A 21,716-nucleotide genomic window follows, 5' to 3' on the forward strand; every position below is an offset into this window, starting at 1 on the left:
TGGATCAAAAAAGAATAACAGGAGAAGGAAGTGAAGCCTGAACCGATGACCAATGGATGGTCTTTCAATAATTATGGAATCAAGAGTCTCTTTTACAAGCTTTTTATCGTGACGATTTACTTCATCAATAGTTACTGAAAGTGGTCTTTCTTTACCGTCTGTTAAAATACTATTTTTTGTACCTTTTTTCTACTTGGGATCATGCAACTCGGCATACTGTGAAGAATATCGAAAAAGCCGGTTTCACAATTTAATAAACGAAAAAATTGGCTTTTAAGGACGTTTTCAGAAAAATCGAGGAAAACCTTAAACTTTTGATTAACAAGTCACCTTATATAATTTTATTTTAATAATAATAAAAATACAAGCAAAAATATGTAAAAAATTAAAACGAAAAAGTATTAATTGATTAATTTTATTTCACTAGTATGTACTTTAACGCCACAGAAATCCTAGAAACTGTGAGTGATCAAAGTAATTTAATAAGTATAATTATCGGATCTGGAATATTTGACTCTGTTCCAAAATCCAGTGATTTTTGCATTTTTGATAGAAAATCTGAATTAGCAAGAAGAATCCAGTTTTTATCAAAATCAATATTCGCTATCTAAAGACTTGAATCATTAAGTTGTATTACACGGATGGTGACCATTTACAAAATCTAGTGATTTTGAATTTTACATCCATCACTAGATTTTGGTACTGAGTCAATATTTGGCTCCATTTCGACAATAATTCTTCGGCATTTTGATAACAATAATAAGAAAAAAGCTACTCTTTATTATCCACTATTTTTAGCTTGTACTGCTATCATTGAAGTAGTTACTGAACATGAAAAATTAGGAATGGATTATAGTATAAAACAACTAATTTCTTCTTCAAAAACTCTTGATCAAATCATTTACAATCACGGTAGCCTCATATACCTTGAAGTAAACGATTTGCAAAAACTATTGCAAATGAAGGCTGCCATTAATAGAAATATGCAATATATTGAAGGAGATTTTACTCCAAATGACTTTAAGAATTTGATAAATAGTCAGGAGTTAGATGAAATAAAAAATGATGCAATTTATCTACTTTCCTTATCAAAAAATAATGTGAAAGCTCTGAAGAAAATTCTGGTGTGAATCAATGGGGAAATATTATATCTTTTTATCCTGTGAAAAAATTTCCGTCGAGAATACACACATTCAAGACTATCTAAATGGGAAAATACCAAAATCAAAAGATATATTTATAAAATGTATTCCCAAGCATGATGATTTAGAATATTCCAGAGATGAAATTGATGAATGTGTAGGTAGCAGTATTTACGTAGTCAATACCAACGAAAAACCGGATTATGTGAACTCCTGGGAACTCGGATATGCAATGGGTAAAGGACTAAAGATCATAGGTTATCCTGATGGAGAAAAAGAAATAAAAATTCCGGAAGATATGAAAAATCTCATAAAGCCTATACCTAAAGACATCAATCAGTTTATGGAAAAGATTAACCGAGCACTTGATAACTTGACCCCAAAAGAAGAAATTATTAAAGAAGACTGGAATCGACAGCCAATACCTGCTAAAAAAGAATTTAAAGAAGGGATTTAATGGCATTTCAAAAAGTAAATTCTAGAAAACTAAAAAAAGCAGAAAACTTACAAGAAACTGCCATTAAACTACACAAGAAAGGGGAATGGGATCGAGCATTAGGATTTTACGAAAATGGCTTGGAAATGTTTCAAAAGTTTGGAGATAAGCAAGGGATTTCAAGTTCTTATGGTAACCTTGGGCTCTTATATCAGGATAAAGGTGAATGGGATAAAGCACTTGAATTTTATGAAAAAAGCTTGGAAATTGATCAAGAACTTGGAGATAAGCAAGGAATTTCAAAGTCTTACAATAACCTTGGGTCTTTGTACCAAAATAGAGGAGAGTGGAATAAAGCACTTGAGTTTTACGAAAAAAGCTTGGAAATTGATCAAGAACTTGGAGATAAGCAAGGGATTTCAAGTTCTTATGGTAATCTCGGGTCTTTGTATCAGAATAAAGGAGAGTGGAATAAAGCACTTGAGTTTTACGAAAAAAGCTTGGAAATTGATCAAGACCTTGGAGATAATAAGCAAGGAATTTCAAAGACTTACAATAACCTTGGGTCTTTGTATCAGAATAAAGGAGAATGGGATAGAGCACTTCAATTTTACGAAAAGAGCTTGGAGATAAAAGAAGACCTTGGAGATAAGCAAGGAATTTCAAAGTCTTATAATAACCTCGGGTCTTTGTATCAGAATAAAGGAGAGTGGAATAAAGCACTTGAATTTTACGAAAAAAGCTTGGAAATATTTAAAAAATTTGGAGATAAGCAAGGGATTTCAAGTTCTTATGGTAATCTCGGGTCTTTGTATTTTAATAAAGGGGAATGGGATAAAGCACTTGAATTTTATGAAAAAAGCTTGGAAATTGATCAAGAAATTGAAGATAAGCAAGGGATTTCGAGTTCTTATGGTAACCTTGCGCTTTTATATCAGGATAAAGGAGAATGGGATAAAGCACTTGAATTTTACGAGAAAAGTCTGGAGATAAAAGAAGACCTTGGAGATAAGCAAGGAGTTTCAATGTCTTACAATAACCTCGGGTCTTTATATTTTAATAAAGGTGAATGGGATAAAGCACTTGAATTTTACGAGAAAAGCCTGGAAATAGCTCAAGAACTTGGAGATAAGAAAGGAGTTTCGATCAATTTTAGCAATCTTGGAGAACTCAACCTCAAAAGTGGTAACTGGGAGAGTTCAAAAGAGTATCTCGAGAACTCACTCAAAATAGCAGAAAAACTTGCTCCTATATCAACAGTTTCTGTACTCGAAAATTTAGGGGAGCTATCAAGACTTGAAGATAGATACAGTGAAGCTGTGGATACTCTTGAGAAATCGATGAATATTGTTAAGAAGGTTGGAGCAAAACCTCAGGGAATAAGTATTCTTGAAAAATTTGGAGATGTATATTTAAGTAAATATGTTAATGAAGAAAAAGCGGATATAAGGGATCTAAATTCCGCAGAAAGCAACTATCGTGACGCTTTTGAACTCGCAAAGAGTTTGGGAATACCTCTTCAGGAAGCAACAGCAACAAGAGGTCTTGGAATTGTTATATCCAGAAAGGGAAACATAAATGAATCAGAAAATTGCTTTAGAAAATCCATTGAGATTCTTAGAAAACTGGGTGCTTCTTTTGAATTGCAAAAAACAACTTTAGAGTATGCAAGAGCCCTTTATGAGAATGATAACCTTTTTGAAGCTGAAACTAGGGTAAAATCAGTTGCATTCGACTCTCAGAATAGTAAAAATTACGAACTGCTCAGAAAAGCATATCTGTTACTTGGAGATATTGCAACAAAACTGGATTATAAATATGAATATTACCTTAAATCTCTGGAAACTGCAAAATTTAATCCTAAAATCTACGTCCGAAACTGCTATCACTTGATTTTCCGTATGCAAAAAATGGATCAAGAAGGACTAATAAGGTTTATAACATTGTTGAAAGGGCAAAATGATGAAAAGTATTTTGATTTGTTCCTTGAAGCTTTGAATAATAAGATTGAAGGTAAGGAGTACAAAATAAGCGAACTCCCAAGCAGTTTAGCACAGGAACTTGAAAAATTCGAGGCAATATCAATTTCAAACAACTAATTTTAAATTTTTTTTAACTCCAAATTTCATGAAGTAATTTTTTCACTAGAACCCGTATTTCAACTCAAATCCAAAACGACATAAAATAACTATATAAATTAACAGATCTTTTTTATTTACGGATGCTGGGGAAAACAAAGCGCTACCTTGAGGTTACGGGGGTCCTTTTAAAATACAATCTTATTCCTGAACTCTACCGGGATCTACGCACCAATTACATCTCAAATCCTGAGTGCACCTGTACTTTTGATCTCGAAAACAGGCAAACGGCCGTGAAACTCAGAGAGGCCTTTGAGGAACTCGGGCCGACTTTTATCAAAATGGGACAGACCATGAGCAAGCGGCCTGATCTAGTTCCACAGCCTTATGTTATAGAAATGGCAAACCTTCAGGATAAGGTTAAGCCGATACCTTTTGAGCAAATGGCTGAATCTCTTGACCTTGCCTGTGTTTGCGAATATGAGACGCGTGAGGAGCGAGACCGAAAAAAGACGGAAGAAGAGCTTAAGGCTTCCAGGGAGAGAAGAGCAAAATCTTTTATTGGAATTTTTGACAGCTTTGATACGGACCCAATTGCCTGCGGCTCGATTGCTCAGGTTTACAAAGGGGTTCTGGAAGGCAAACAGGTTGCCGTAAAGATTCTTCGTCCGAACCTTATTGACATTATAAATATTGACCTTTCTATTCTGGATGATTTTAAGCCGGTTATGAGAAAGGTGCTTGGTCTCGGGAGGAATTTCGATATCGATGCTTTCTTGCTTGAGATCCGGGAGATGCTTACCCGTGAGGTTGACCTGAGAACCGAAGCTGTCAATATGCGACGTTTTGAGGACAATTTCAAGAACGTGAAAAATGTGTCTGTGCCCAAAACCTATCCTGAATACTGTTCAGTCAATGTCCTTACTATGGAATTTATTCAGGGCATCCAGATTAAGGACATAATTAATATGCCTGTGCCTCAAAGCAAAAAATCGGAATATACGCGCACTATCACTAAAAGTTATCTTAAACAGGTTTATATAGACGGCTTTTACCATGCTGACCCTCACGGAGGCAATATGCTGTTTGAAGAAAACGATATTATTGCCTTTATTGACTTTGGGGCTGTAGGCAGTATTGATGAGGACCTCCAAAAACATATGCTGGAGTTTTATTACGCCATCAATAACAGGGATGTGGAAGGAGCCACCCAGGGTTTCCTGAAAATCGGAGGTGCTGATGCACGAGATGTAGCTATCAGCAGGCTCAGGAAAGATATGGACAGCCTGATTGCAAACCAGAATTATGGGCTTGAGGGCAGGCAGAGTGACAATTATGCAAAGCTCGGCCTGAAATATGATATTCAGCTGCCAGGAGAATTCTCAACCCTGCAGCGAGCAATCCTGCTTATAGAAGGAGTTTGCCTGGAGCTCGATCCGAGATATAACATTAAAACTATTGCTATTCCTGTGCTGACGGACGCTTATAAAAAGCTTAATACTCCAAAAGGAGCTGCTCTTCATCTTGAATTTCCCACCGAGCCAGTGGACGAAAAGGCTGAAATGAGGGCTGCGATTCGAGAAGTAGCCGATAAAATGGAAGAAATGGGGGATAAGTTTCTTTCCTTAAAGCAGAAAGAAACAAGGAAAATTACTTTTTCAAAAGAACTCTACCTGGCTGTCCTGCTTATTGTCTCAACTTATATCCTATTAAACGGAGGTACTTTTTCCTGGGTCGGATTGATTGGATTTGGAGGTTCGGTTTTGATAGCGCTTCTTCTTGTAGTTCGAGGTAAATAAGAGTGAAAGGTCTTTAAGAGTAAAAAGTTTTCAGCAAACCCGGGTCCTAGTAGTTAATTACTGAATTTAATAGCTAACGACCGACTGCTGGAAATGAATTAACTTGCTGGAAATGAATTAACTTGCTGGAAATGAATTAACTGCTGGAAAAGAATTAACTGCTGGAAAAGAATAACTGCTGGAGAAAATTTTGTCTCCTATTCTCGAATCCAAAGATACTACTGTTAACTCTAAACTAAAGGACAAAACTCGACAACTTAAAGTGATATATTTGTATATTTGTATATTTATTGATAAGTTATAAAAATATATACACTTAAATCTCTTTTAAAATTTGATTTTTGTTTAAAGAATATCAAGTTTGGAAATATAATTATTATAATAACGTTTTTATATTAATTGTATAAATAAATGTGCGTAGGTATTTTTCAAATTTAATAAACTTGGGAAATAAGTGGGGAGAATGAAATGGTAAAACCTGGAATTGTAAAACCAGTACTATTACTGGTACTTATAGGAATAATAGTAACCGCATTCGTACAACCCATTGCAGGAAGCACGATGGGTCATGGGAAACTGATGGAACAAAAGGATAAGATGGTTCCTTGCCCCGAAAATAAAAGTATGATGCAGTCTGGAACGAAAGAATGTGAAGATAGCAAAATGTATGAGACTTCTTCCAAGAAAAAGATGAAGTCAATGATGGAAGAAAAATCATGCAATGAGACCATGACAGGTTCCATGATGAAAGAGAAATTAGCCAATAAAAGCTGCTATGACGAAAGCTCATCCCAGGCTAACATTGACTGCGCTCATCTCTGGCTTAAGAAGGCAATAAAGATTCACGAGATGCATATAATGAACCCCTGTACGGTAACCGAAGACTCCAATATGGAAATGATGGACCAGATGAAGGAGGCCAAAAAATACCTTGCAGGAGAAAAAATGAATATGGACATGATGGACAAAGCAGAAGACAATAAATCGGTAGAGTATAAGCATCCTTACGCTATCTCAGCCCTCATGAGACTTGACTGTTGTGACTTCTGGCTTGATGAAGCTATAAAACTTCATGAAATGCACATGAAGGACCCTAAGACTGCAACCAATGAGTCTCAGATAAGATTAATTGCTAACATGATGCGTGCAAACAGATATCTTGCAGAAGAAGATATGGACATGGGAATGGCTAAAAACGCCAGTCTCTCCCAGGATAATGTTGATTTTACAGCTCTCTGGCTTGAAAATGCAATAAAACTTCACGCAATGTACCTTAAGGCTCCTGAAACAGCAACCAATGAATCCCATATGAGATTAATGAACCAGATGATGCGGGCCCGCGAATGTATTGAAGGAAAGGGTATGAATCTGGAAATGATTATGGACTTTGAAGAGGACTCAGCAAGAGAGATGTGTGAATCTTCATCCAGCGAAATGTGTGAGCCTTCACCCAGAGAAAAAATGATAATCATGATGATGGGCTCCATGAAAATGGGAGAAAAATCACTCAACAAAACCATGATGAAAGCTATGAAGAGTTCTATCATGGAAGACAAGTTAGCTAAAAAAGATAAAATGGAATCCATGAAGGAAGAGAAAGAGGCCAAAGAAGATAAAATGGAAAGTATGATGGAAGAGAAAGAAGCTAACGAAAGCTGCTATACGGACAAGATGGATAAAAAGGTCTCAACCCAGGTCGATCTGGACTGCGTTTGTTTATGTCTTGAGAAAGCCATAAAAATGCATGAAATGTGCCTTAGAAATCCTGAAGCTGCAACTAGTGAATCCAAGATGGAAATGATGAAAGAGATGATGCAGGCCCATGAATACCTTACAGGGAAAAAAATGGACATGGACATGATGGACAAAGAAATGAATAACGAGTCTACATGCGACAATGAATCTGCAGGTCCGTTGAAAGAGAAAATAGACTATTTGTCGTCAAAAAAGGGTGAAGATTGTTCATCTAGTAAAATGGACAAGTATTCTTCTAGCGGGCAGTGTAAAAACTACTCATCAAATGGATGCTAACAAGTAAGTGTATCGAATCTATAATGTAAAGTCACCTATGATTAAGTCAGTGGGGGCTTGCCCCACTAATATTTTTAGCTGTTTGCATGTTTTTCGTACTACATCTTACTACATCTATAAGGATGAGCTGCTTGGTTCATTGTTTTATGGTCAACTTAACACATTCAATTCAATACAGTTAATTCAACACAATCAAGTCAACATAATCAAGTCACACAATTCAGTAAAATTAACTTAACATAATCAAGTCGCACAATTCAGTAAAATTAACTCAATACGATCAAATCAGCACAATCAAGTCAACATAATCAAATCAGTACAATCAAGTTTAACATAATCAAATCAGCACAATCAAGTTTAACATAATCAAATCAGCACAAAAGTGCAAAATTACAAGAGTTTCAAAAACTATAGAGCAGGAAGTACCGCCAAACTATGGGAACAGTAACAGTTTCAAGCCAAATAAAAATATGAAAATTGCCACAAAGTTCCTGTACTTTTCCTGGGGTATTTTTGCAACTCCTTTTTTCCCGATTATTGCCCCGATTAAAGATACGGGTATGAAGATCAAAAAGCCTGATACAAGGACAGGGTCGAGTCTTGTACCTCCTTGGATATATATCGCTATCCTTGTAGAGTCGATCATAAAAGATATAGCGCCAGCAGTTGCAACATAAACGGCTTTTTCCAGGTTGAAAGTGCTCAAAGCTACAGCGTTTATCTCCCCGCCTATGCCGAAGATACCTGCAAAAAATCCGGTAAGGGCTCCACTGGATATTGCCACTGATAACTTCTGACTCATTTTGAATGTTTGGTTAAATATAATGAAGAGAACATAGGCTATAAGGAATGCCCCTAAAGCTCTTGAGAGAATTTCATGTGAGACTCTCAGGAATAAAGATGATCCCAGGAAACTGGCAAAAATCCCTGGAAGGCCGAAGGCAAGAAGAGGTTTCCATCTTATTCCTTTCCTAAATAAGAGTATCTTCCAGATATCATTAAACCAATGAACTATGCCTACCAGGAGTAAAGTCTGAGGCAGAGGAAGAGTAACCAGGAGAATGGGCACCATGATTGTGGATATTCCAAATCCGGCCAGAGTCCCTATCAGGCTTGCCAGCAGTGTAAGCAGTGAGATGTATATAATTTCCTCATACACAAACCATATTTTGTATATTATGGCATAAATGTGAATTGTGTATCTTTTTTCTCAATAGGTATGGTATTTGTTCATTGGTCATCGGTTAAGGAAAAATCGTTATCAATTGCATTGATTTTCATAAAATTTGTTAAATTATTCATCAAATGCAAAACTGGAATCTGATATCGATTTCAATTTAAACACTAAACATTTGGGTTTGAGTTTTTCCGTCGAAATCGAGATCAGCAGCTCAAAATCCTTAACCGAATACAAATGGGTATTTGTTTAGAAAATGTGGAACAGATTATCACAAAACGCCTAATAAGGATTTTTACAACCAAGGCCTAAAATCAATCTCAGCGAATAAATTAGTGTCCGTGTATGCAAAGATACGGTACTATTGAAACATCTCATATATTGAAGACTTCTTATATAATTTCATGATTTTTCTATAAATTGGTTATAAATTAGTTAGTAGATGAGGTCCCAGCTCAGTGTATAAAAATAAAACAAAAACATCTATAGGAGTTTTTTCTCTTAGGGAGTAGGTGCCTTGAGATAGTTCAAAACTCTTGTAGTTTTGTTTTTATCTATGATTTTATATGATAGAACCTATCCCAAAACCAATATAATGCCAGAATAGGAATTATAATATTGGCGATAATAGTAGATTAGATAATGTTTTGGGATAGGCTCATAGTATAATTAGTTTTATTAATCTAAGTTTACGCAAAGAATTTGTGGTAAAGCTGACATATTCTTATTCAATCTGATATTATCCCTAAAATTATTATGTTAAAATATTAAGTATATGTTAAATTGTTAATTACATATTAAATTTTAATTCTAATTGGAGATATAATCTATGACTCAAGAGACCATAAAAGTCGAAGGCATGTCCTGTATGCACTGCCAGTTGAGGGTTAAAAAGGCTGTTGAAGCTGTAGAAGGAGTACAGAGGGCGGATGTAAACCTTCAGACCAAACAGGTAACTATTGATTTTGAAGAAGGAAAGGAAAACCTTGAAAAGGTCAAGGCTACAATTCGTGAAACCGGGTATGAGCCTGTTTAATATAGTCTCACGTAAATAATAGCTGGTGCAGGTTTCAAAGAATATATATAAAAGGTACAAATGCAAATAATATCTAGTACTGGTTTCAAAGAATATATTGTAAAAGTAATAAAAATTACATATGGGTGAAGCGCCTGTTTGAAAATACAGTTGTTTTGTGGGGGGTGAATACATCGGAGAGACAACATTCATCGTAGATGATCTGGTATGCAGGTACTGCAAGGACATGGTTGCAAGACTCGTTACCTCTATCAACGGGGTTTCCAGAGTAAATATCAATATTCCTGAAAGAACAGTAAATGTAACCTATGATAGCCGAATAACTGATGCATATGTCATACAGATGACTTTGCTTAAAGCTGGCTATAAAATCGTAGAGGATCCCGGGAAAATCTTTTAAGCAGGGCAGTCCTGAAAGGTCTGAATAGTTACAGATCCGATACGTGATAGTACGGGTCCGATATCTGAATTGTGGCAGATCTAATAGAAGTTAATATAAAAGTTCATGACATGACCTGCGGTCATTGATGGAAAATGATAGCAAATGCTATTTAGGATAGAATAGCAGGTGCTATTTTTTTCTCTGGATAAAATGAAAATTGCTTAAGTTTTAACTGGACTTTTAAAGGTATTTTTATACAAGCCTAGTTTTAAAGGAGTTTAAATTTGAAATTTATGTGGTTCTGAAGTACAGGTTCCAAAGTACAGGTTCCAAAGTACAGGTTCCAAAGTACAGGTTCTGAAGTACATTATCCTTATGATCAAGCAGTTATGTTTTCTCTTTCATACATGCAGTCGCTTTTAAGGAGTACCTGCGCTTTTTCAGGTGGAATTAAAGATTTCCTGATGCAGATTATCCCTTTTCTCTGCCCATTTTATTAAAGGAATTATTACTTCACAAAGCTCTTTTCCATCGTCTGTCAAAAAGTATTCAACCCTCGGAGGTATCTCGGGAAATGCTTCTCGTTGGATCAGGCCTTCTTTTTGGAGTTCTTTTAACAGGTCGGTAAGTGACTTTGGGCTGATACCCTCAAGAGTGTTCATAAGATCATTGAATCGTAATCTATTGTGGTGTCCAAGGGCACTGATAGCCTGTATTGCCCATTTTTTGGATATTATGGTAATAATCCCTTCAATGGGGCACAAACAAATCCCGTTACTATTCTTTTTCATAGTCACTTTATCACTATTAACTTTATGTTATTAATACTATAGAATGTATTGTAATTATTAATAATATATGTTATTATTTAAGTATTTTTTAACATTAGATATTCTTATACAGAGGTAAAAGGATGAAAGTTCTTATATGTGGAAAAGGCGGAAGTGGCAAGAGTACCATTACTGCTCTGCTTGCAAAATCTATGGCTAAAAAAGGTTATAATGTACTTGTGGTTGATAGCGATGAGTCAAATTTCGGGCTTCATAAACAGCTAGGTCTTGATATGCCCGAAGATTTCATGAATTATCTTGGAGGGAAAAAAACCCTTGGGGAAAAACTAATGCAGGCTTATCAGAAGGGAGATACCGTCAGTATTTTTGAAAATAAATGGCAAATTTCCGATATTCCTGAAGCTTATGCTGTAGAAAAGGAGAACATTAAAATGATAACAATAGGCAAGATTCATGACTTCGGAGAGGGATGTGCCTGTCCGATGGGCGCTCTTGCAAGAAATTTTCTGAAAAACACGGAAACAACTCCTGAGGACATTGTATTTGTGGATACCGAAGCTGGTATAGAGCATTTTGGAAGGGGAGTTGAAGAAGGTTGTGACCTTGTGTTAATGATACTTGATCCATCTTACGAATCCATAAGGCTTTCTAAAAAAATAAATGAACTTGCCGAAAAAGCCGGGAAGCCTCTATATTTTATTCTTAATCGTGCAGACAAAATAGGTATTCAGTTAATGATGGAAACCGTGGATAAGAACCATGTTCTGACTTCAGTCCCTTCAAACTCGGAGATATTTCTAGCAGGGTTTGAAGGAGAAGAGCTAAAAGTGGAACTTCCGGAAATCGAATCAGTTGCCGACTTTCTAATCTCAGGAGTTCATTTTTGAGATCGAGAAAGAAGACAATTGTAAATAGCGTAGTGGTAATATGATATTGGAAAACTTCAAACGAGAATCGATAGTTCCCATGCCAGTTACGTTTATATCAACGATTAGTGAAAACGGAGTTAGAAATATAGCACCATATTCTTGCTTTATGCCTGTTTTACGTCCGTTTGATTTAGTTTGTGTAGCTTCGGCAAAAAGGAGAGATACATTAGTTAATTTAAAAAGTACAGGAGAATTCGTTATTAACATGCCCGGTACTGATATGGCGGATAAAGTGATACCAACAGCCTTACATGTCCCTCCCGATATTGATGAATTCGAATTAGCTGGTCTAAAGGAGAAACCTTCAAAAAAGATCAAGGCACCAGGAATTGAAGGATGCTACGCATGGATGGAATGTAAACTGGATCATATAATCGAAGAAGTGTATAATGGCTTTCCCTATGTATTGATTCTTGGTAAAGTAGTATATCTTGAGGTGGAAGACAGCGTCTATGACAAAGAAAGTGGTTCCTGGGACGTAGAAAAAGCTAGGCCTTTAATGATGACAGGATCAGACGAGGGTATGCGTTTCTGTACTGTCAACAGCATAGGTAAATTTGAGCCTTATGGAGCTATGTTTAAGAACGGTAAAGATCCTCTGGAAAGGATGTATAAAAAAGAGGAAGGTCAAGAATGCAAGTAAACAGAGGAAAATTTTAATAAACTAGAAAAAATAAGTCAAAAAGCTCGTATTTTAAACTGCTGAGAGTCTAATATTATTGTTTTCTCAGTCATTACTGTTTTTTTCAGTCAGTACTGCACAGTTCAACTGAAAATACAATGTTCTCAGGTACATTGATCTCCATTGACAGCTAACTATGTGTTTGGTTTAAACCCATAAGTCCAGTAATCTGGTTTTGAAACCATAATGATTCGGCGTAAGAAACTCGTAGAATCATACATATGGTTTTTAAAACTTGGAAACTTAAAACTTGGAAACTTAGAACTTGGAAACTTAGAACTTGAAAACTTGAGGTTCAATCGTTGAGTTATTAGGACTTATGCACTTGAGAAACAAAATCATAACTGCAAAGACTGTGAATTAAAATCTCGTTTTAGATAATTAACGGTTTGGTACTTTTGACTTTTCAGTTCAACTGCGTAAGTGATATTTATATTAAAAATGTTTTAGACTTATAGTTTAACATAAATTATAGTTTAACATAAATTATAGTTTAACATAAATTATAGTTGGAGATATAATCTATGACTCAAGAGACCATCAAAGTTGAAGGCATGTCCTGTATGCACTGCCAGTTGAGGGTTAAAAAGGCTGTTGAAGCTGTCGAAGGGGTACAGAAGGCGGACGTAAACCTTCAGACCAAACAGGTAACTATTGATTATGAAGCATTTGTATTCGGTTAAGGATTTTGAGCTGCTGATCTCGATTTCGACGGAAAAACTCAAACCCAAATGTTTAGTGTTTAAATTGAAATCGATATCAGATTCCAGTTTTGCATTTGATGAATAATTTAACAAATATTATGAAAATCAATGCAATTGATAACGATTTTTCCTTAACCGATGACCAATGAACATAAATTATAGTTTAACATAAATTATAGTTTAACATAAATTATAGTTGGAGATATAATCTATGACTCAAGAGACCATCAAAGTTGAAGGCATGTCCTGTATGCACTGCCAGTTGAGGGTTAAAAAGGCTGTTGAAGCTGTCGAAGGGGTACAGAAGGCGGACGTAAACCTTCAGACCAAACAGGTAACTATTGATTATGAAGAAGGGAAGGCAAACACTGAAAAGGTCAAAGATGCGATCAGGGAAGCCGGATATGAACCTGTCTAATGTGATAGTTTTACGTAAGTAATATTGGCTCTTTGCCATTTCGAGTGGGTAACTTACATTTAGTTCCAAAATATTGAAGTATCATATCTAAAATTTAGAAGCATTTATGATTGAAAATTACATTCAATCTTGATGTTTTTATATTTGATTTGATATAAATACTTTCTAACTAATTATTTTTAACTCATACAATACAGCGAAGAGCCTAAATTTCTTGTTGGTTTAAAGATTATTCTACTAACAGTTATACTAAAAGTCACTAAAAGTTACACTAACAGTTATACTAAAAGTCACTAAAAGTTACACTAAAAGTTATACTAAAAGGTACAAACTTTTACATATGGGTGAACACCTGTTCGAAAAACATAATTGCGCTTCATTTGTATTCGGTTAAGGATTTTGAGCTGCTGATCTCGATTTCGACGGAAAAACTCAAACCCAAATGTTTAGTGTTTAAATTGAAATCGATATCAGATTCCAGTTTTGCATTTGATGAATAATTTAACAAATTTTATGAAAATCAATGCAATTGATAACGATTTTTCCTTAACCGATGACCAATGAATTGCGCTTTGGGAGTAAACACATGGGGGTAGCACGTTTATAATAGACGCAACCTTCATGCAGGTACTGCAAGGATAAGATCGCAAGACAGATTACCTCTATTAATGAGGGTTCCAGAGTAAATATCAATATTCCTGAAAAACCATGAATTTAATCTCTGGCAGCCGGATAACTTATACGTGTTTCATACAGACGACTTTACTTAAAACTGGATATATAACTGTAAAAGAGCTCGGAAGAGACTTTTAAATCTCGAGCAGTCCTGAAAAATCTGAATAGGCGGCAGATCCGATGGAAGTTACTATAAAAGTTTATGACATGACCTGTGGTCACTGCCAAAAAAGAGTAACTGATACCATTTCTTCTCTTGAAGGGGTGGAATCCGTTGATGTAAATCTTGAATCCGAAAGTGCGACGGTTAGCTTTGATCCTGAAAAAGTAAACCTTGATGACATAAAGGCAGCTATTCGGAAGGCAGGATATCCAACAGAAAGTGAAAACGAAAACAAGGCTCAGGAAGAGACTAGGACAGAAGGTCTCGGCACAACAGAGGTTGAAGAGGAGACTTCAAAAACTTCGGAGTCGGCTTTAGAGGAACCAAAGGAATCTAAAGAGGCTCCTCAAACCTGTCCCTTAACTGAAACTTGTGAACTGACAGAAGAAGAACCTCGAACCTCAGGCCCGAAAACCGGTCGAAAAGAAATTACGCTTGGAGTCTCCGGCATGAGCTGTTCGGCCTGTGCCTCAAATATTGAGAAAGTACTGAAGAAAAAAGCAGGCGTGGATTCAGTAGTTGTTAACCTTGAACTTGGAAGGGCAAAGGTAGGTTTTGAGCCTTCGCTTATCTCTACAAAGGAGATTGAGGAAACTATCGAATCTATCGGATACAAGGTAGAAAAAGACACTGTAACTCTGAGTCTTGAAGGTATGAGCTGTGCTTCCTGTGCTGCAAATATCGAGAAAGTCCTTAACAGGACTGAAGGCGTAATTTCAGCATCCGTAAATTTCCCGCTTGAAAAGGCAGTTGTGGAGTTTGACTCCTCCCGCGTCTCTGTCAGAGAAATAATTGCCGCAGTTCAGGGAATTGGCTATGGAGCATTTGTTAAAACTGAAGCTGTTGAGTATGAAGACAGAGAGCAGATGTCCAGAAACACTGAAATCAGGAGACAGAGAAATAACCTGATCATTGCTCTCGTTCTGGGGATTCCAATAGGACTGGGAAACATGAGCATGATGTTTCCTTTCCTGTCATTTGTACCTGATTTCCTTTCCAATCATATCGTTCTTTTTGTACTGTCCACTCTTGTTCTCCTTTTCCCTGGCAGACAGTTTTTTGTCGGGGCTATTAAGGGGTTCAAGTATGGCGTAACTGACATGAATCTGCTGATTGCAGCAGGGACAGGGTCTGCCTACCTTATCAGTGTAGCAGCAACATTTCTTGATCTTGGTCCAGGGTATAATAGTCTTTACTATGACACTGTAGCTTTCCTGATTATTTTCATTGTCCTTGGCAGGTATCTTGAGGCAAGGGCAAGGGGCCAGACCTCCGAAGCAATTAGAAAACTGATGGGCCTCAGGGCAAAAACTTCCCGAATCCTTGTAAATGGCATTGAAAAGGAGATTCCTGTCGAAGAAGTGGCAGTTGGCGATATTGTTGTTGTCCGGCCTGGAGAAAAGATTCCTGTTGACGGAGCGGTAGTCGAGGGAAGTTCTGCAGTAGATGAGTCCATGCTAACCGGAGAAAGCATTCCGGTAGAGAAAATACTCGGTGATACCGTTATAGGGGCTACTCTTAACAAGACAGGATCTTTCAATTTTCGGGCTACAAAGGTTGGGGCTGATACTGCCCTTGCCCAGATAATCAGGCTTGTTGAAACTGCGCAGTCTACAAAAGCTCCCATCCAGAGGGTTGCAGATGTTTTTGCCGGAAACTTCATAGTAACCGTGCATATTATTTCGCTTTTGGCCTTTTTCTTCTGGTTTTTCATAGGGTACTGGCGCTATGGAGTAGGAGAGTCCGTAACTCTAGGTGGAATCAGCCCATTCCTGTTTTCCCTGCTTATAGCCATTACTGTCCTTGTAATCTCGTGTCCGTGTGCAGTCGGGCTTGCAACTCCTGCAGCCATTATGGTTGGCACAGGCAGAGGTGCGGAAAATGGAGTTCTTATAAAAGGTGGGGAAGCCCTTGAGAGAGCGCACAAACTTCATACTATTGTTTTCGACAAAACAGGCACGCTTACGGCAGGCACTCCGAAGCTGACAGATTTGGTCGCCGTTCCCGGTCACGAGGAAAAGAACGTACTTTTTATTGCAGCAACAGCTGAAAGAGGATCCGAGCATCCTCTTGGGGAAGCTATTGTAAAAGCGGCCGAAGAGCAGGGGATCAGCCCGGACAAGGCAGAAAACTTCCATTCCGTTCCCGGAAAAGGAGTAGAAGCATACTTTGAAGAAAAAAGAATATTGCTTGGCACGCGAAAACTTATGGAAGAAAAAGGAATTTTCTTTAAAGAATTAGAAGCTGAAATGCGGGCCTTTGAGGAAAGTGGAAAGACTGCAATGCTCGTAGCTTTCGGAGAAGAAATTATTGGCATTGTTGCAGTTGCTGATACCCTGAAGGAAAACTCAAGGGAGGCTGTTGAAACTCTTAAGAAAATGGGTCTGGAAGTAGTTATGATTACTGGCGACAATGCTGTTACAGCCAGTGCAATAGCAAAAGAGGTAGGTATTTCCAGAGTACTGGCAGAGGTACTTCCTGAAGACAAAGCCAATGAAATTAAAAAGCTTCAGGAAGAGGGCAACCTTGTCGGAATGGTGGGTGACGGCATTAATGATGCTCCTGCGTTGATTCAGTCCGATGTTGGAATTGCAATGGGGGCAGGTACGGATGTAGCAATGGAATCCGCAAAAATTGTGCTTATCAAAAATGATCCAAGAGATGTGGTCGCAGCTATTAAGCTTAGCCGGCTTACCATAAACAAGATCAAGCAGAACCTGTTATGGGCTTTTGGATATAACACGATAGGAATTCCAATTGCAGCCGGAATCCTTTACCCCTTCGTTCACAGAATCCTGATTACACCTGAACTTGCCGCCGCTTTCATGGCTCTCAGTTCGGTCTCGGTAACTACCAATTCCTTGCTAATGAAAAGAAGTAAACTTTAAGCAAATGGCGCAGACCGTTTCAGTTTTAGTGTTTAGGACTTACGAATTTGAGAAACAACATCAATTACGGCAAGGACTGGAGATTAAAGCCATATTCTAGGCAGTTAATAAAGCCATATTCTAGACAGTTAATAGTCTGATGCTGTTGATTTTTCAGTTCAATTGCGTAAGTCCTGATATTAAAAAAGAAAATTTAATCAAACAATTAAACAGGACAGTTAAAATGGGAGATTTATATGGTAAAATTCGGTTCCACAGATAACAAGCCAAAAGTAGTACTTCTGCTAAGTCTTGCCACTTCGATAGTACTTGATGTACTTTTCCTTTCAGGAGCTCTTTTAACCAACGTTTCAAGAGGAGAAACAGCCTACACCCATGTAGACATGGCTGCAGGTTCGATTTTTGTCTTTGTAATTTCCATGATAATATCATTGTCTCTCTGGCCTAGAATTACGGAGTGGATTGAAAACAGGGAGACAAACAATAAAATCCCGGATTAATTTTTTCTGGCAAATCGACTCAGGAAAAACAATTATCACTCATTTATTTAAACGGAGTAAATTTATCTTTTAACGCGCCACACACAGGACATCTGTCGGGTGCTTCTCCCTCAAGAGTATACCCGCATACTTCGCAAACCTGGATTGTGCCTAGTTCAATGTCCTTTCCGGAGTTAACCTCCTCTAATGCTTTTTCAAAAAGCTGTTTATGCAGTTTCTCACTGGCGTATGACCATTCAAAACTCCTTTGTGCGCCTTTTTCTCCCTGGAACTTTGCAACTTCAATATATGTAGGGTACATTTCTTCGATTTCATATGTTTCGCCGGCAATAGCCAGCTTAAGGTTCTTTACGGAATCGCCAGGGCCAAAAGCTGCCATACTATTTGCAACAAATCCTCCATCGAGATGTCTTAACTCCCGGTAATGGTCTCCTGCATGTACATATTCTGCATGGGCAATTGCACGAAATAAACGAGCTACATTATCGTACTTTTCTTTTTCGGCCTGGTTTCCAAAATGTAAATATCTCATGTGTGCCTGGCTTTCTCCTCCGAATGCGTTAATAAGATGCTGTTCTGTCATTTTCCTCATTTAAAAACCTCTTTTTACGAAACTGTATATTATAATTTTGGACTTACGCAGTTAAAAAATAATTACAAAAATATACATCAAAAGTATTCTGTTTAAACTGTTCAGGTTTAATTCGATTGATTTTGGCTTAACTGCGTAAGAGTCCAAATTGCCTTACTCGATTTTTACGTCTACTGCATTCTCAAATGGCTGCTGATAAGGTACTGTTACTTTAAGTACACCGTTTGAGTACTTGGCTACCGCTTTTTCCGGGACTACAGGGCAGCAGACTGCATAACTGTCTGCATATTCAACCCCTTCCTTTGTGGCTCTTACGTAAAAGCCGTCTTCGGTAACCTTAAAAGAAATATCTTTTTTGTCCACTCCAGGAAGAATTACCTCGATTTCAAGGTTTTCATATTTGTCGTCAGGATATGCACATATAGAAGGTGAGATTTTTAAAGTGTCTGCCATTAGAATTACCCCCAATTAACATTATCAATTAATGTATTTATATATTTTCGTTCGGTTAAGTAATTTGTTAACGTTAAAGCACAAACTCCGTACTGCGTTTGATTGCGTCTGCTTTCTATGTTTTGACCGGGCTCGAAGAAAATTAAGATGTTTAAAGTAAAGTTTGTTTGCACCTTTTTTTCTCTGGGCTTTAACCATAGACAAGTGCAAATTATTTGGAAGGAATTTCGATACATATAGTTTCCTTAATGATAATGATTTGAAAGTATTAATTTAAAGAGAGCTCAAATCTGGATTTCACATAAAGTCAGAATCTCATTTACAATACTCAAAAAATATTTATATAAAACACAGGCAAATAATGTAAGAACAGAAAAGTAAGAACAGAAAACTGTTACATAGATTCAGATCAAAGCCTAAAATCGTTATATGGATTCAGATCATAGCCTAAAACCATTATATAGATTCAGATCATAGTCTAAAACCATTATATAGATTCAGATCATAGCCTAAAACCGTTATATAGATTCAGATCATAGCCTAAAACCGTTATATAGATTCAGATCATAGTCTAAAACTGTCACATGCAGACCGAAATTGAAAATAGTCACAGAAAGTAGACTGCGAGATATCTCAAACAAAACCAGGTTAATATCTACTTTCTAAGATAGTGGATTTAATACATCCTTTAGATCAATTATTAGCTATTTTCATGTAGAATTATTTTGTGTGAGCTTTTTCCAGGTTGATAATTTAAAAGCGAGTGTTTATAATGAAAGAATCCGTCAGAAAACTCGGGCTTATAGGAGCTGGCCTCTGGGCAATAACCGAAGACAAGGTAAACGATCTTGTAAAGGAACTTATTGATAAAGGGGACATCAGTAAGGAAGAAGGCAAAAAGGCTATCCAGGATATGCTTGAAGAACGAAAAAAACAGAAGCTTGATCTTGAGAAGAAAATCTCTGAGAAGATTCAGGAATCTATATTAAAAACTGACGTATTTGCTAAAAAAGATATGCACGAACTTGAGTCCAGGATAGAAACACTGGAAGATGAAATTCAAAGAATCAAAAACAAAGAAAAAGTGTTTTTCAAGTGAAAACGGTTTTTTAGCAGCTTTTCACTTCTTTTCTATTTCACAACTCTTCAATTTCTATCTCTTCTTCAGGGCTTGCCTCCGTAAGCAAGTCTTCTAGCTCTGCCATATCAGAATCAACCTCCTGGATATCTGCCTGTGTAAGTCCCATATCCATATCTGTAGTTGGTACCCCATTCCCTGCCCCGACGACGTTTGAATTTACTCCTGGCTTCTCTACTTCAGACGTACTGTTCCCGACACAACCGGATCCTGCAAGCCAGATAATTAAAGCTGACAGTACAAGCAGGTGAACGAATTTAACCATTTTCTACCTCCTTAGTTTTGTAATTTTTTTTCAATATATTTTCCAGTCTCATCTCCTGAGCTAGATTTCTCCCTTTTATTAGAAATCATAATTCTTTGGGGGAATGTACTTAATCAAGTAATAATCGTATTACATTTCGATCTAAAAGTATCATGTTTAAAACTAAATGTATTACATTTAGAATCCAAAGTATCATATTTAGTTATTAACCATATTAAATTTAAAATTGAAGATGTTACATCTAATATTAACCATGATAAATTTAAAGTTAACGGTGTTACATATAAGTACTATCTGTATTATTGCATATAAAATGCTAACTGTATTTTTATTTATGTTGACTATTTCTGCTACATTCTCGGTATCGATTGTATTTTCAGGCTACCTTTTACGTGAATTCTGTTAGTTTCTAGCCTTAGTTCCGTTTTCTTCGGTTTCGTAATTTTTGAGCTTGACGAAAATTTCTCTGAGTAACTTATTAGCTTTACTGATATCATTGAGGGACTGACGAAGGTAATTATTCGCAGTTCGCATATCTTCCCGAGTTACATTCTCACCACTATATAGAGAATCTGCCATTACTTTCTTCTCCTGGGCGGATTTAATGTAAGAAATATAACTGGCGAGTTTGATCTCAAGTTCAGATGTATCAATACCGGTCTCTTTCATATCCTTAATTTCTACTCCAAGTCTCTCAGAGAGGCTTTCGGATTTTTCAAGAAATTCTCCTATTTTCTCACTTACAGTCTGCCCTGCGCTTGAAAGGCTGATTTTCTCAGCATCATTCCATATTCCACGTACGGACCTTACCACGACCAAAAGCTCTCCCTGACTTGACGCATTTGCAACGTTTAACTTTTCAACTTCAAGTAGTCTTATCTTTTCATCTATAACAGTAACTTTTTCGTTAGTTTCGTTACCGTTTGAGTATTCCATATTGCTCTCTACGTTTGAAAGGTGAGCTATCATATAGTTAATACTTGAGTTAAGGTAAGACTTTGTAGCATTTACAGCTTCTTCGGAGTTGGAGTCAAGTTCTTTTGCCCGAATACGGTCCTTTATTTTGAGAAAATTTTCTTTTGCTTCATTGTACTCTTGCTTATGTAACTGGAGTTCGTTCTCAAATTGTTTTCTTTCCTGTTTGTATTCGGAAACTTCGCTTCGATTTTCTGTGCTGAGATTCTTCTGCTCTTGTTTCACATCGGATTCAGAGCTACTGGACTCATCCATGTTGTCAGTTTCGTTGTATGAAACGAGGGTATCTTCATGCATATACTGGTTCTGACTGCCGTTTCCGTGATCATAAGAATTTCTGGCAGCGAGGGAGCATCCTGGTACTAATAGACTGAGCAAGGTTAATATAATCGTAAAACAAGCCAGATCTTGAACAATTCTTGACTTTTTCATCTGACTGCCTCCCTTTATAAGTTATTACAA

Annotated in this window: 20 protein-coding genes and 1 pseudogene; 14 read left to right on the plus strand and 7 right to left on the minus strand. The window is 36.9% G+C overall.

Annotated elements, in window-relative coordinates; genetic code table 11:
- Positions 1-189: pseudogene (locus ASJ81_RS15620) on the minus strand (hypothetical protein); the annotation flags it as partial.
- 656 nt (positions 190-845) lie between these two features.
- Between ASJ81_RS15620 and ASJ81_RS15625 the strand changes: the two are divergent.
- The 5 genes from ASJ81_RS15625 to ASJ81_RS15645 all read left to right on the plus strand — a co-directional run bounded on the left by ASJ81_RS15625 (position 846) and on the right by ASJ81_RS15645 (position 7,486).
- The gene (locus ASJ81_RS15625; protein ID WP_095645178.1) at positions 846-1,130 is read left to right on the plus strand and encodes a hypothetical protein; all 285 of its coding nucleotides are present in this window, start codon (positions 846-848) and stop codon (positions 1,128-1,130) included.
- 4 nt (positions 1,131-1,134) lie between these two features.
- Positions 1,135-1,599, plus strand: coding sequence for a hypothetical protein (locus ASJ81_RS15630; RefSeq protein WP_095645179.1), 465 nt, complete (start codon positions 1,135-1,137; stop codon positions 1,597-1,599).
- Complete coding sequence (locus tag ASJ81_RS15635; protein WP_095645180.1) at positions 1,599-3,677, plus strand: tetratricopeptide repeat protein; 2,079 nt, start codon at positions 1,599-1,601, stop codon at positions 3,675-3,677. The genes ASJ81_RS15630 and ASJ81_RS15635 overlap by 1 nt, the downstream gene beginning before the upstream one ends.
- 122 nt (positions 3,678-3,799) lie before the next feature.
- The gene (locus ASJ81_RS15640) at positions 3,800-5,455 is read left to right on the plus strand and encodes an ABC1 kinase family protein (RefSeq protein ID WP_095645181.1); all 1,656 of its coding nucleotides are present in this window, start codon (positions 3,800-3,802) and stop codon (positions 5,453-5,455) included.
- A gap of 468 nt (positions 5,456-5,923) precedes the next feature.
- The gene (locus ASJ81_RS15645; protein WP_095645182.1) at positions 5,924-7,486 is read left to right on the plus strand and encodes a hypothetical protein; all 1,563 of its coding nucleotides are present in this window, start codon (positions 5,924-5,926) and stop codon (positions 7,484-7,486) included.
- Between the two features lie 433 nt (positions 7,487-7,919).
- Here ASJ81_RS15645 and ASJ81_RS15650 read toward each other — a convergent pair whose 3' ends face one another.
- Positions 7,920-8,645, minus strand: coding sequence for a sulfite exporter TauE/SafE family protein (locus ASJ81_RS15650; RefSeq protein ID WP_095645183.1), 726 nt, complete (start codon positions 8,643-8,645; stop codon positions 7,920-7,922).
- Between the two features lie 847 nt (positions 8,646-9,492).
- Here ASJ81_RS15650 and ASJ81_RS15655 point away from each other — a divergent pair.
- Together ASJ81_RS15655 and ASJ81_RS15660 are read left to right on the plus strand one after the other, a co-directional pair.
- Positions 9,493-9,699, plus strand: coding sequence for a heavy-metal-associated domain-containing protein (locus ASJ81_RS15655; protein WP_095645184.1), 207 nt, complete (start codon positions 9,493-9,495; stop codon positions 9,697-9,699).
- 157 nt (positions 9,700-9,856) lie between these two features.
- Complete coding sequence (locus tag ASJ81_RS15660) at positions 9,857-10,099, plus strand: heavy-metal-associated domain-containing protein (RefSeq protein ID WP_245860213.1); 243 nt, start codon at positions 9,857-9,859, stop codon at positions 10,097-10,099.
- A 422-nt stretch (positions 10,100-10,521) separates the two neighbouring features.
- On the opposite strand, the gene ASJ81_RS15665 is transcribed toward ASJ81_RS15660, so the two are convergent.
- The gene (locus tag ASJ81_RS15665) at positions 10,522-10,872 is read right to left on the minus strand and encodes a winged helix-turn-helix transcriptional regulator (RefSeq protein ID WP_095645185.1); all 351 of its coding nucleotides are present in this window, start codon (positions 10,870-10,872) and stop codon (positions 10,522-10,524) included.
- 122 nt (positions 10,873-10,994) lie between these two features.
- Between ASJ81_RS15665 and ASJ81_RS15670 the strand changes: the two genes are divergently transcribed.
- The 6 genes from ASJ81_RS15670 (at position 10,995) to ASJ81_RS15695 (ending at position 17,831) form a co-directional block, all read left to right on the plus strand.
- Positions 10,995-11,759 carry an ATP-binding protein gene (locus tag ASJ81_RS15670; protein ID WP_095645186.1) on the plus strand — a complete coding sequence of 255 codons (765 nt, stop codon included), beginning with the start codon at positions 10,995-10,997 and terminating at the stop codon, positions 11,757-11,759.
- A gap of 40 nt (positions 11,760-11,799) precedes the next feature.
- Complete coding sequence (locus ASJ81_RS15675) at positions 11,800-12,444, plus strand: flavin reductase family protein (RefSeq protein ID WP_095645187.1); 645 nt, start codon at positions 11,800-11,802, stop codon at positions 12,442-12,444.
- 563 nt (positions 12,445-13,007) lie between these two features.
- Positions 13,008-13,166: a heavy-metal-associated domain-containing protein gene (locus ASJ81_RS15680; RefSeq protein WP_095645188.1), complete on the plus strand. Its 159-nt coding sequence runs from the start codon at positions 13,008-13,010 to the stop codon at positions 13,164-13,166.
- Positions 13,167-13,398: 232 nt separating this feature from the next.
- Complete coding sequence (locus ASJ81_RS15685; protein WP_095645189.1) at positions 13,399-13,605, plus strand: heavy-metal-associated domain-containing protein; 207 nt, start codon at positions 13,399-13,401, stop codon at positions 13,603-13,605.
- Positions 13,606-14,460: 855 nt separating this feature from the next.
- Entirely contained in the window at positions 14,461-17,331 is a 2,871-nt protein-coding gene (locus ASJ81_RS15690; protein WP_095645190.1) for a heavy metal translocating P-type ATPase, read from the plus strand.
- Between the two features lie 236 nt (positions 17,332-17,567).
- Positions 17,568-17,831 carry a hypothetical protein gene (locus tag ASJ81_RS15695; RefSeq protein ID WP_048107352.1) on the plus strand — a complete coding sequence of 88 codons (264 nt, stop codon included), beginning with the start codon at positions 17,568-17,570 and terminating at the stop codon, positions 17,829-17,831.
- Positions 17,832-17,874: 43 nt separating this feature from the next.
- Here the strand turns inward: ASJ81_RS15695 and ASJ81_RS15700 are convergent, their stop codons facing one another.
- Complete coding sequence (locus ASJ81_RS15700; RefSeq protein ID WP_095645191.1) at positions 17,875-18,423, minus strand: rubrerythrin family protein; 549 nt, start codon at positions 18,421-18,423, stop codon at positions 17,875-17,877.
- Between the two features lie 153 nt (positions 18,424-18,576).
- A complete protein-coding gene (locus ASJ81_RS15705) occupies positions 18,577-18,876 on the minus strand; it encodes an Hsp20/alpha crystallin family protein (protein ID WP_095645192.1) in 300 nt (99 codons plus the stop codon).
- A gap of 772 nt (positions 18,877-19,648) precedes the next feature.
- Here ASJ81_RS15705 and ASJ81_RS15710 point away from each other — a divergent pair.
- Positions 19,649-19,975 carry a phasin family protein gene (locus ASJ81_RS15710; protein ID WP_095645193.1) on the plus strand — a complete coding sequence of 109 codons (327 nt, stop codon included), beginning with the start codon at positions 19,649-19,651 and terminating at the stop codon, positions 19,973-19,975.
- Positions 19,976-20,012: 37 nt separating this feature from the next.
- Here ASJ81_RS15710 and ASJ81_RS15715 read toward each other — a convergent pair whose 3' ends face one another.
- Positions 20,013-20,279 (minus strand): hypothetical protein, encoded by a 267-nt coding sequence (locus tag ASJ81_RS15715; protein ID WP_095645194.1) that lies wholly within the window; start codon positions 20,277-20,279, stop codon positions 20,013-20,015.
- Positions 20,280-20,681: 402 nt separating this feature from the next.
- Entirely contained in the window at positions 20,682-21,686 is a 1,005-nt protein-coding gene (locus ASJ81_RS15720; RefSeq protein ID WP_095645195.1) for a chromosome segregation ATPase, read from the minus strand.
- Positions 21,687-21,716 lie beyond the last annotated feature (30 nt).

It is taken from the genome of Methanosarcina spelaei, assembly GCF_002287235.1.
Taxonomy (GTDB): Archaea; Halobacteriota; Methanosarcinia; order Methanosarcinales; family Methanosarcinaceae; genus Methanosarcina; species Methanosarcina spelaei.

Bases quoted from the DNA above. Each gene is read 5' to 3' on its own strand.
- ASJ81_RS15625 (WP_095645178.1), top strand. From the start codon at position 846: ATGGATTATAGTATAAAACAACTAATTTCTTCTTCAAAAACTCTTGAT.
- ASJ81_RS15630 (WP_095645179.1), top strand. From the start codon at position 1,135: ATGGGGAAATATTATATCTTTTTATCCTGTGAAAAAATTTCCGTCGAG.
- ASJ81_RS15635 (WP_095645180.1), top strand. From the start codon at position 1,599: ATGGCATTTCAAAAAGTAAATTCTAGAAAACTAAAAAAAGCAGAAAAC.
- ASJ81_RS15640 (WP_095645181.1), top strand. From the start codon at position 3,800: ATGCTGGGGAAAACAAAGCGCTACCTTGAGGTTACGGGGGTCCTTTTA.
- ASJ81_RS15645 (WP_095645182.1), top strand. From the start codon at position 5,924: ATGGTAAAACCTGGAATTGTAAAACCAGTACTATTACTGGTACTTATA.
- ASJ81_RS15655 (WP_095645184.1), top strand. From the start codon at position 9,493: ATGACTCAAGAGACCATAAAAGTCGAAGGCATGTCCTGTATGCACTGC.
- ASJ81_RS15665 (WP_095645185.1), bottom strand. From the start codon at position 10,872: ATGAAAAAGAATAGTAACGGGATTTGTTTGTGCCCCATTGAAGGGATT.
- ASJ81_RS15670 (WP_095645186.1), top strand. From the start codon at position 10,995: ATGAAAGTTCTTATATGTGGAAAAGGCGGAAGTGGCAAGAGTACCATT.
- ASJ81_RS15675 (WP_095645187.1), top strand. From the start codon at position 11,800: ATGATATTGGAAAACTTCAAACGAGAATCGATAGTTCCCATGCCAGTT.
- ASJ81_RS15680 (WP_095645188.1), top strand. From the start codon at position 13,008: ATGACTCAAGAGACCATCAAAGTTGAAGGCATGTCCTGTATGCACTGC.
- ASJ81_RS15685 (WP_095645189.1), top strand. From the start codon at position 13,399: ATGACTCAAGAGACCATCAAAGTTGAAGGCATGTCCTGTATGCACTGC.
- ASJ81_RS15690 (WP_095645190.1), top strand. From the start codon at position 14,461: ATGGAAGTTACTATAAAAGTTTATGACATGACCTGTGGTCACTGCCAA.
- ASJ81_RS15695 (WP_048107352.1), top strand. From the start codon at position 17,568: ATGGTAAAATTCGGTTCCACAGATAACAAGCCAAAAGTAGTACTTCTG.
- ASJ81_RS15700 (WP_095645191.1), bottom strand. From the start codon at position 18,423: ATGAGGAAAATGACAGAACAGCATCTTATTAACGCATTCGGAGGAGAA.
- ASJ81_RS15705 (WP_095645192.1), bottom strand. From the start codon at position 18,876: ATGGCAGACACTTTAAAAATCTCACCTTCTATATGTGCATATCCTGAC.
- ASJ81_RS15710 (WP_095645193.1), top strand. From the start codon at position 19,649: ATGAAAGAATCCGTCAGAAAACTCGGGCTTATAGGAGCTGGCCTCTGG.
- ASJ81_RS15715 (WP_095645194.1), bottom strand. From the start codon at position 20,279: ATGGTTAAATTCGTTCACCTGCTTGTACTGTCAGCTTTAATTATCTGG.
- ASJ81_RS15720 (WP_095645195.1), bottom strand. From the start codon at position 21,686: ATGAAAAAGTCAAGAATTGTTCAAGATCTGGCTTGTTTTACGATTATA.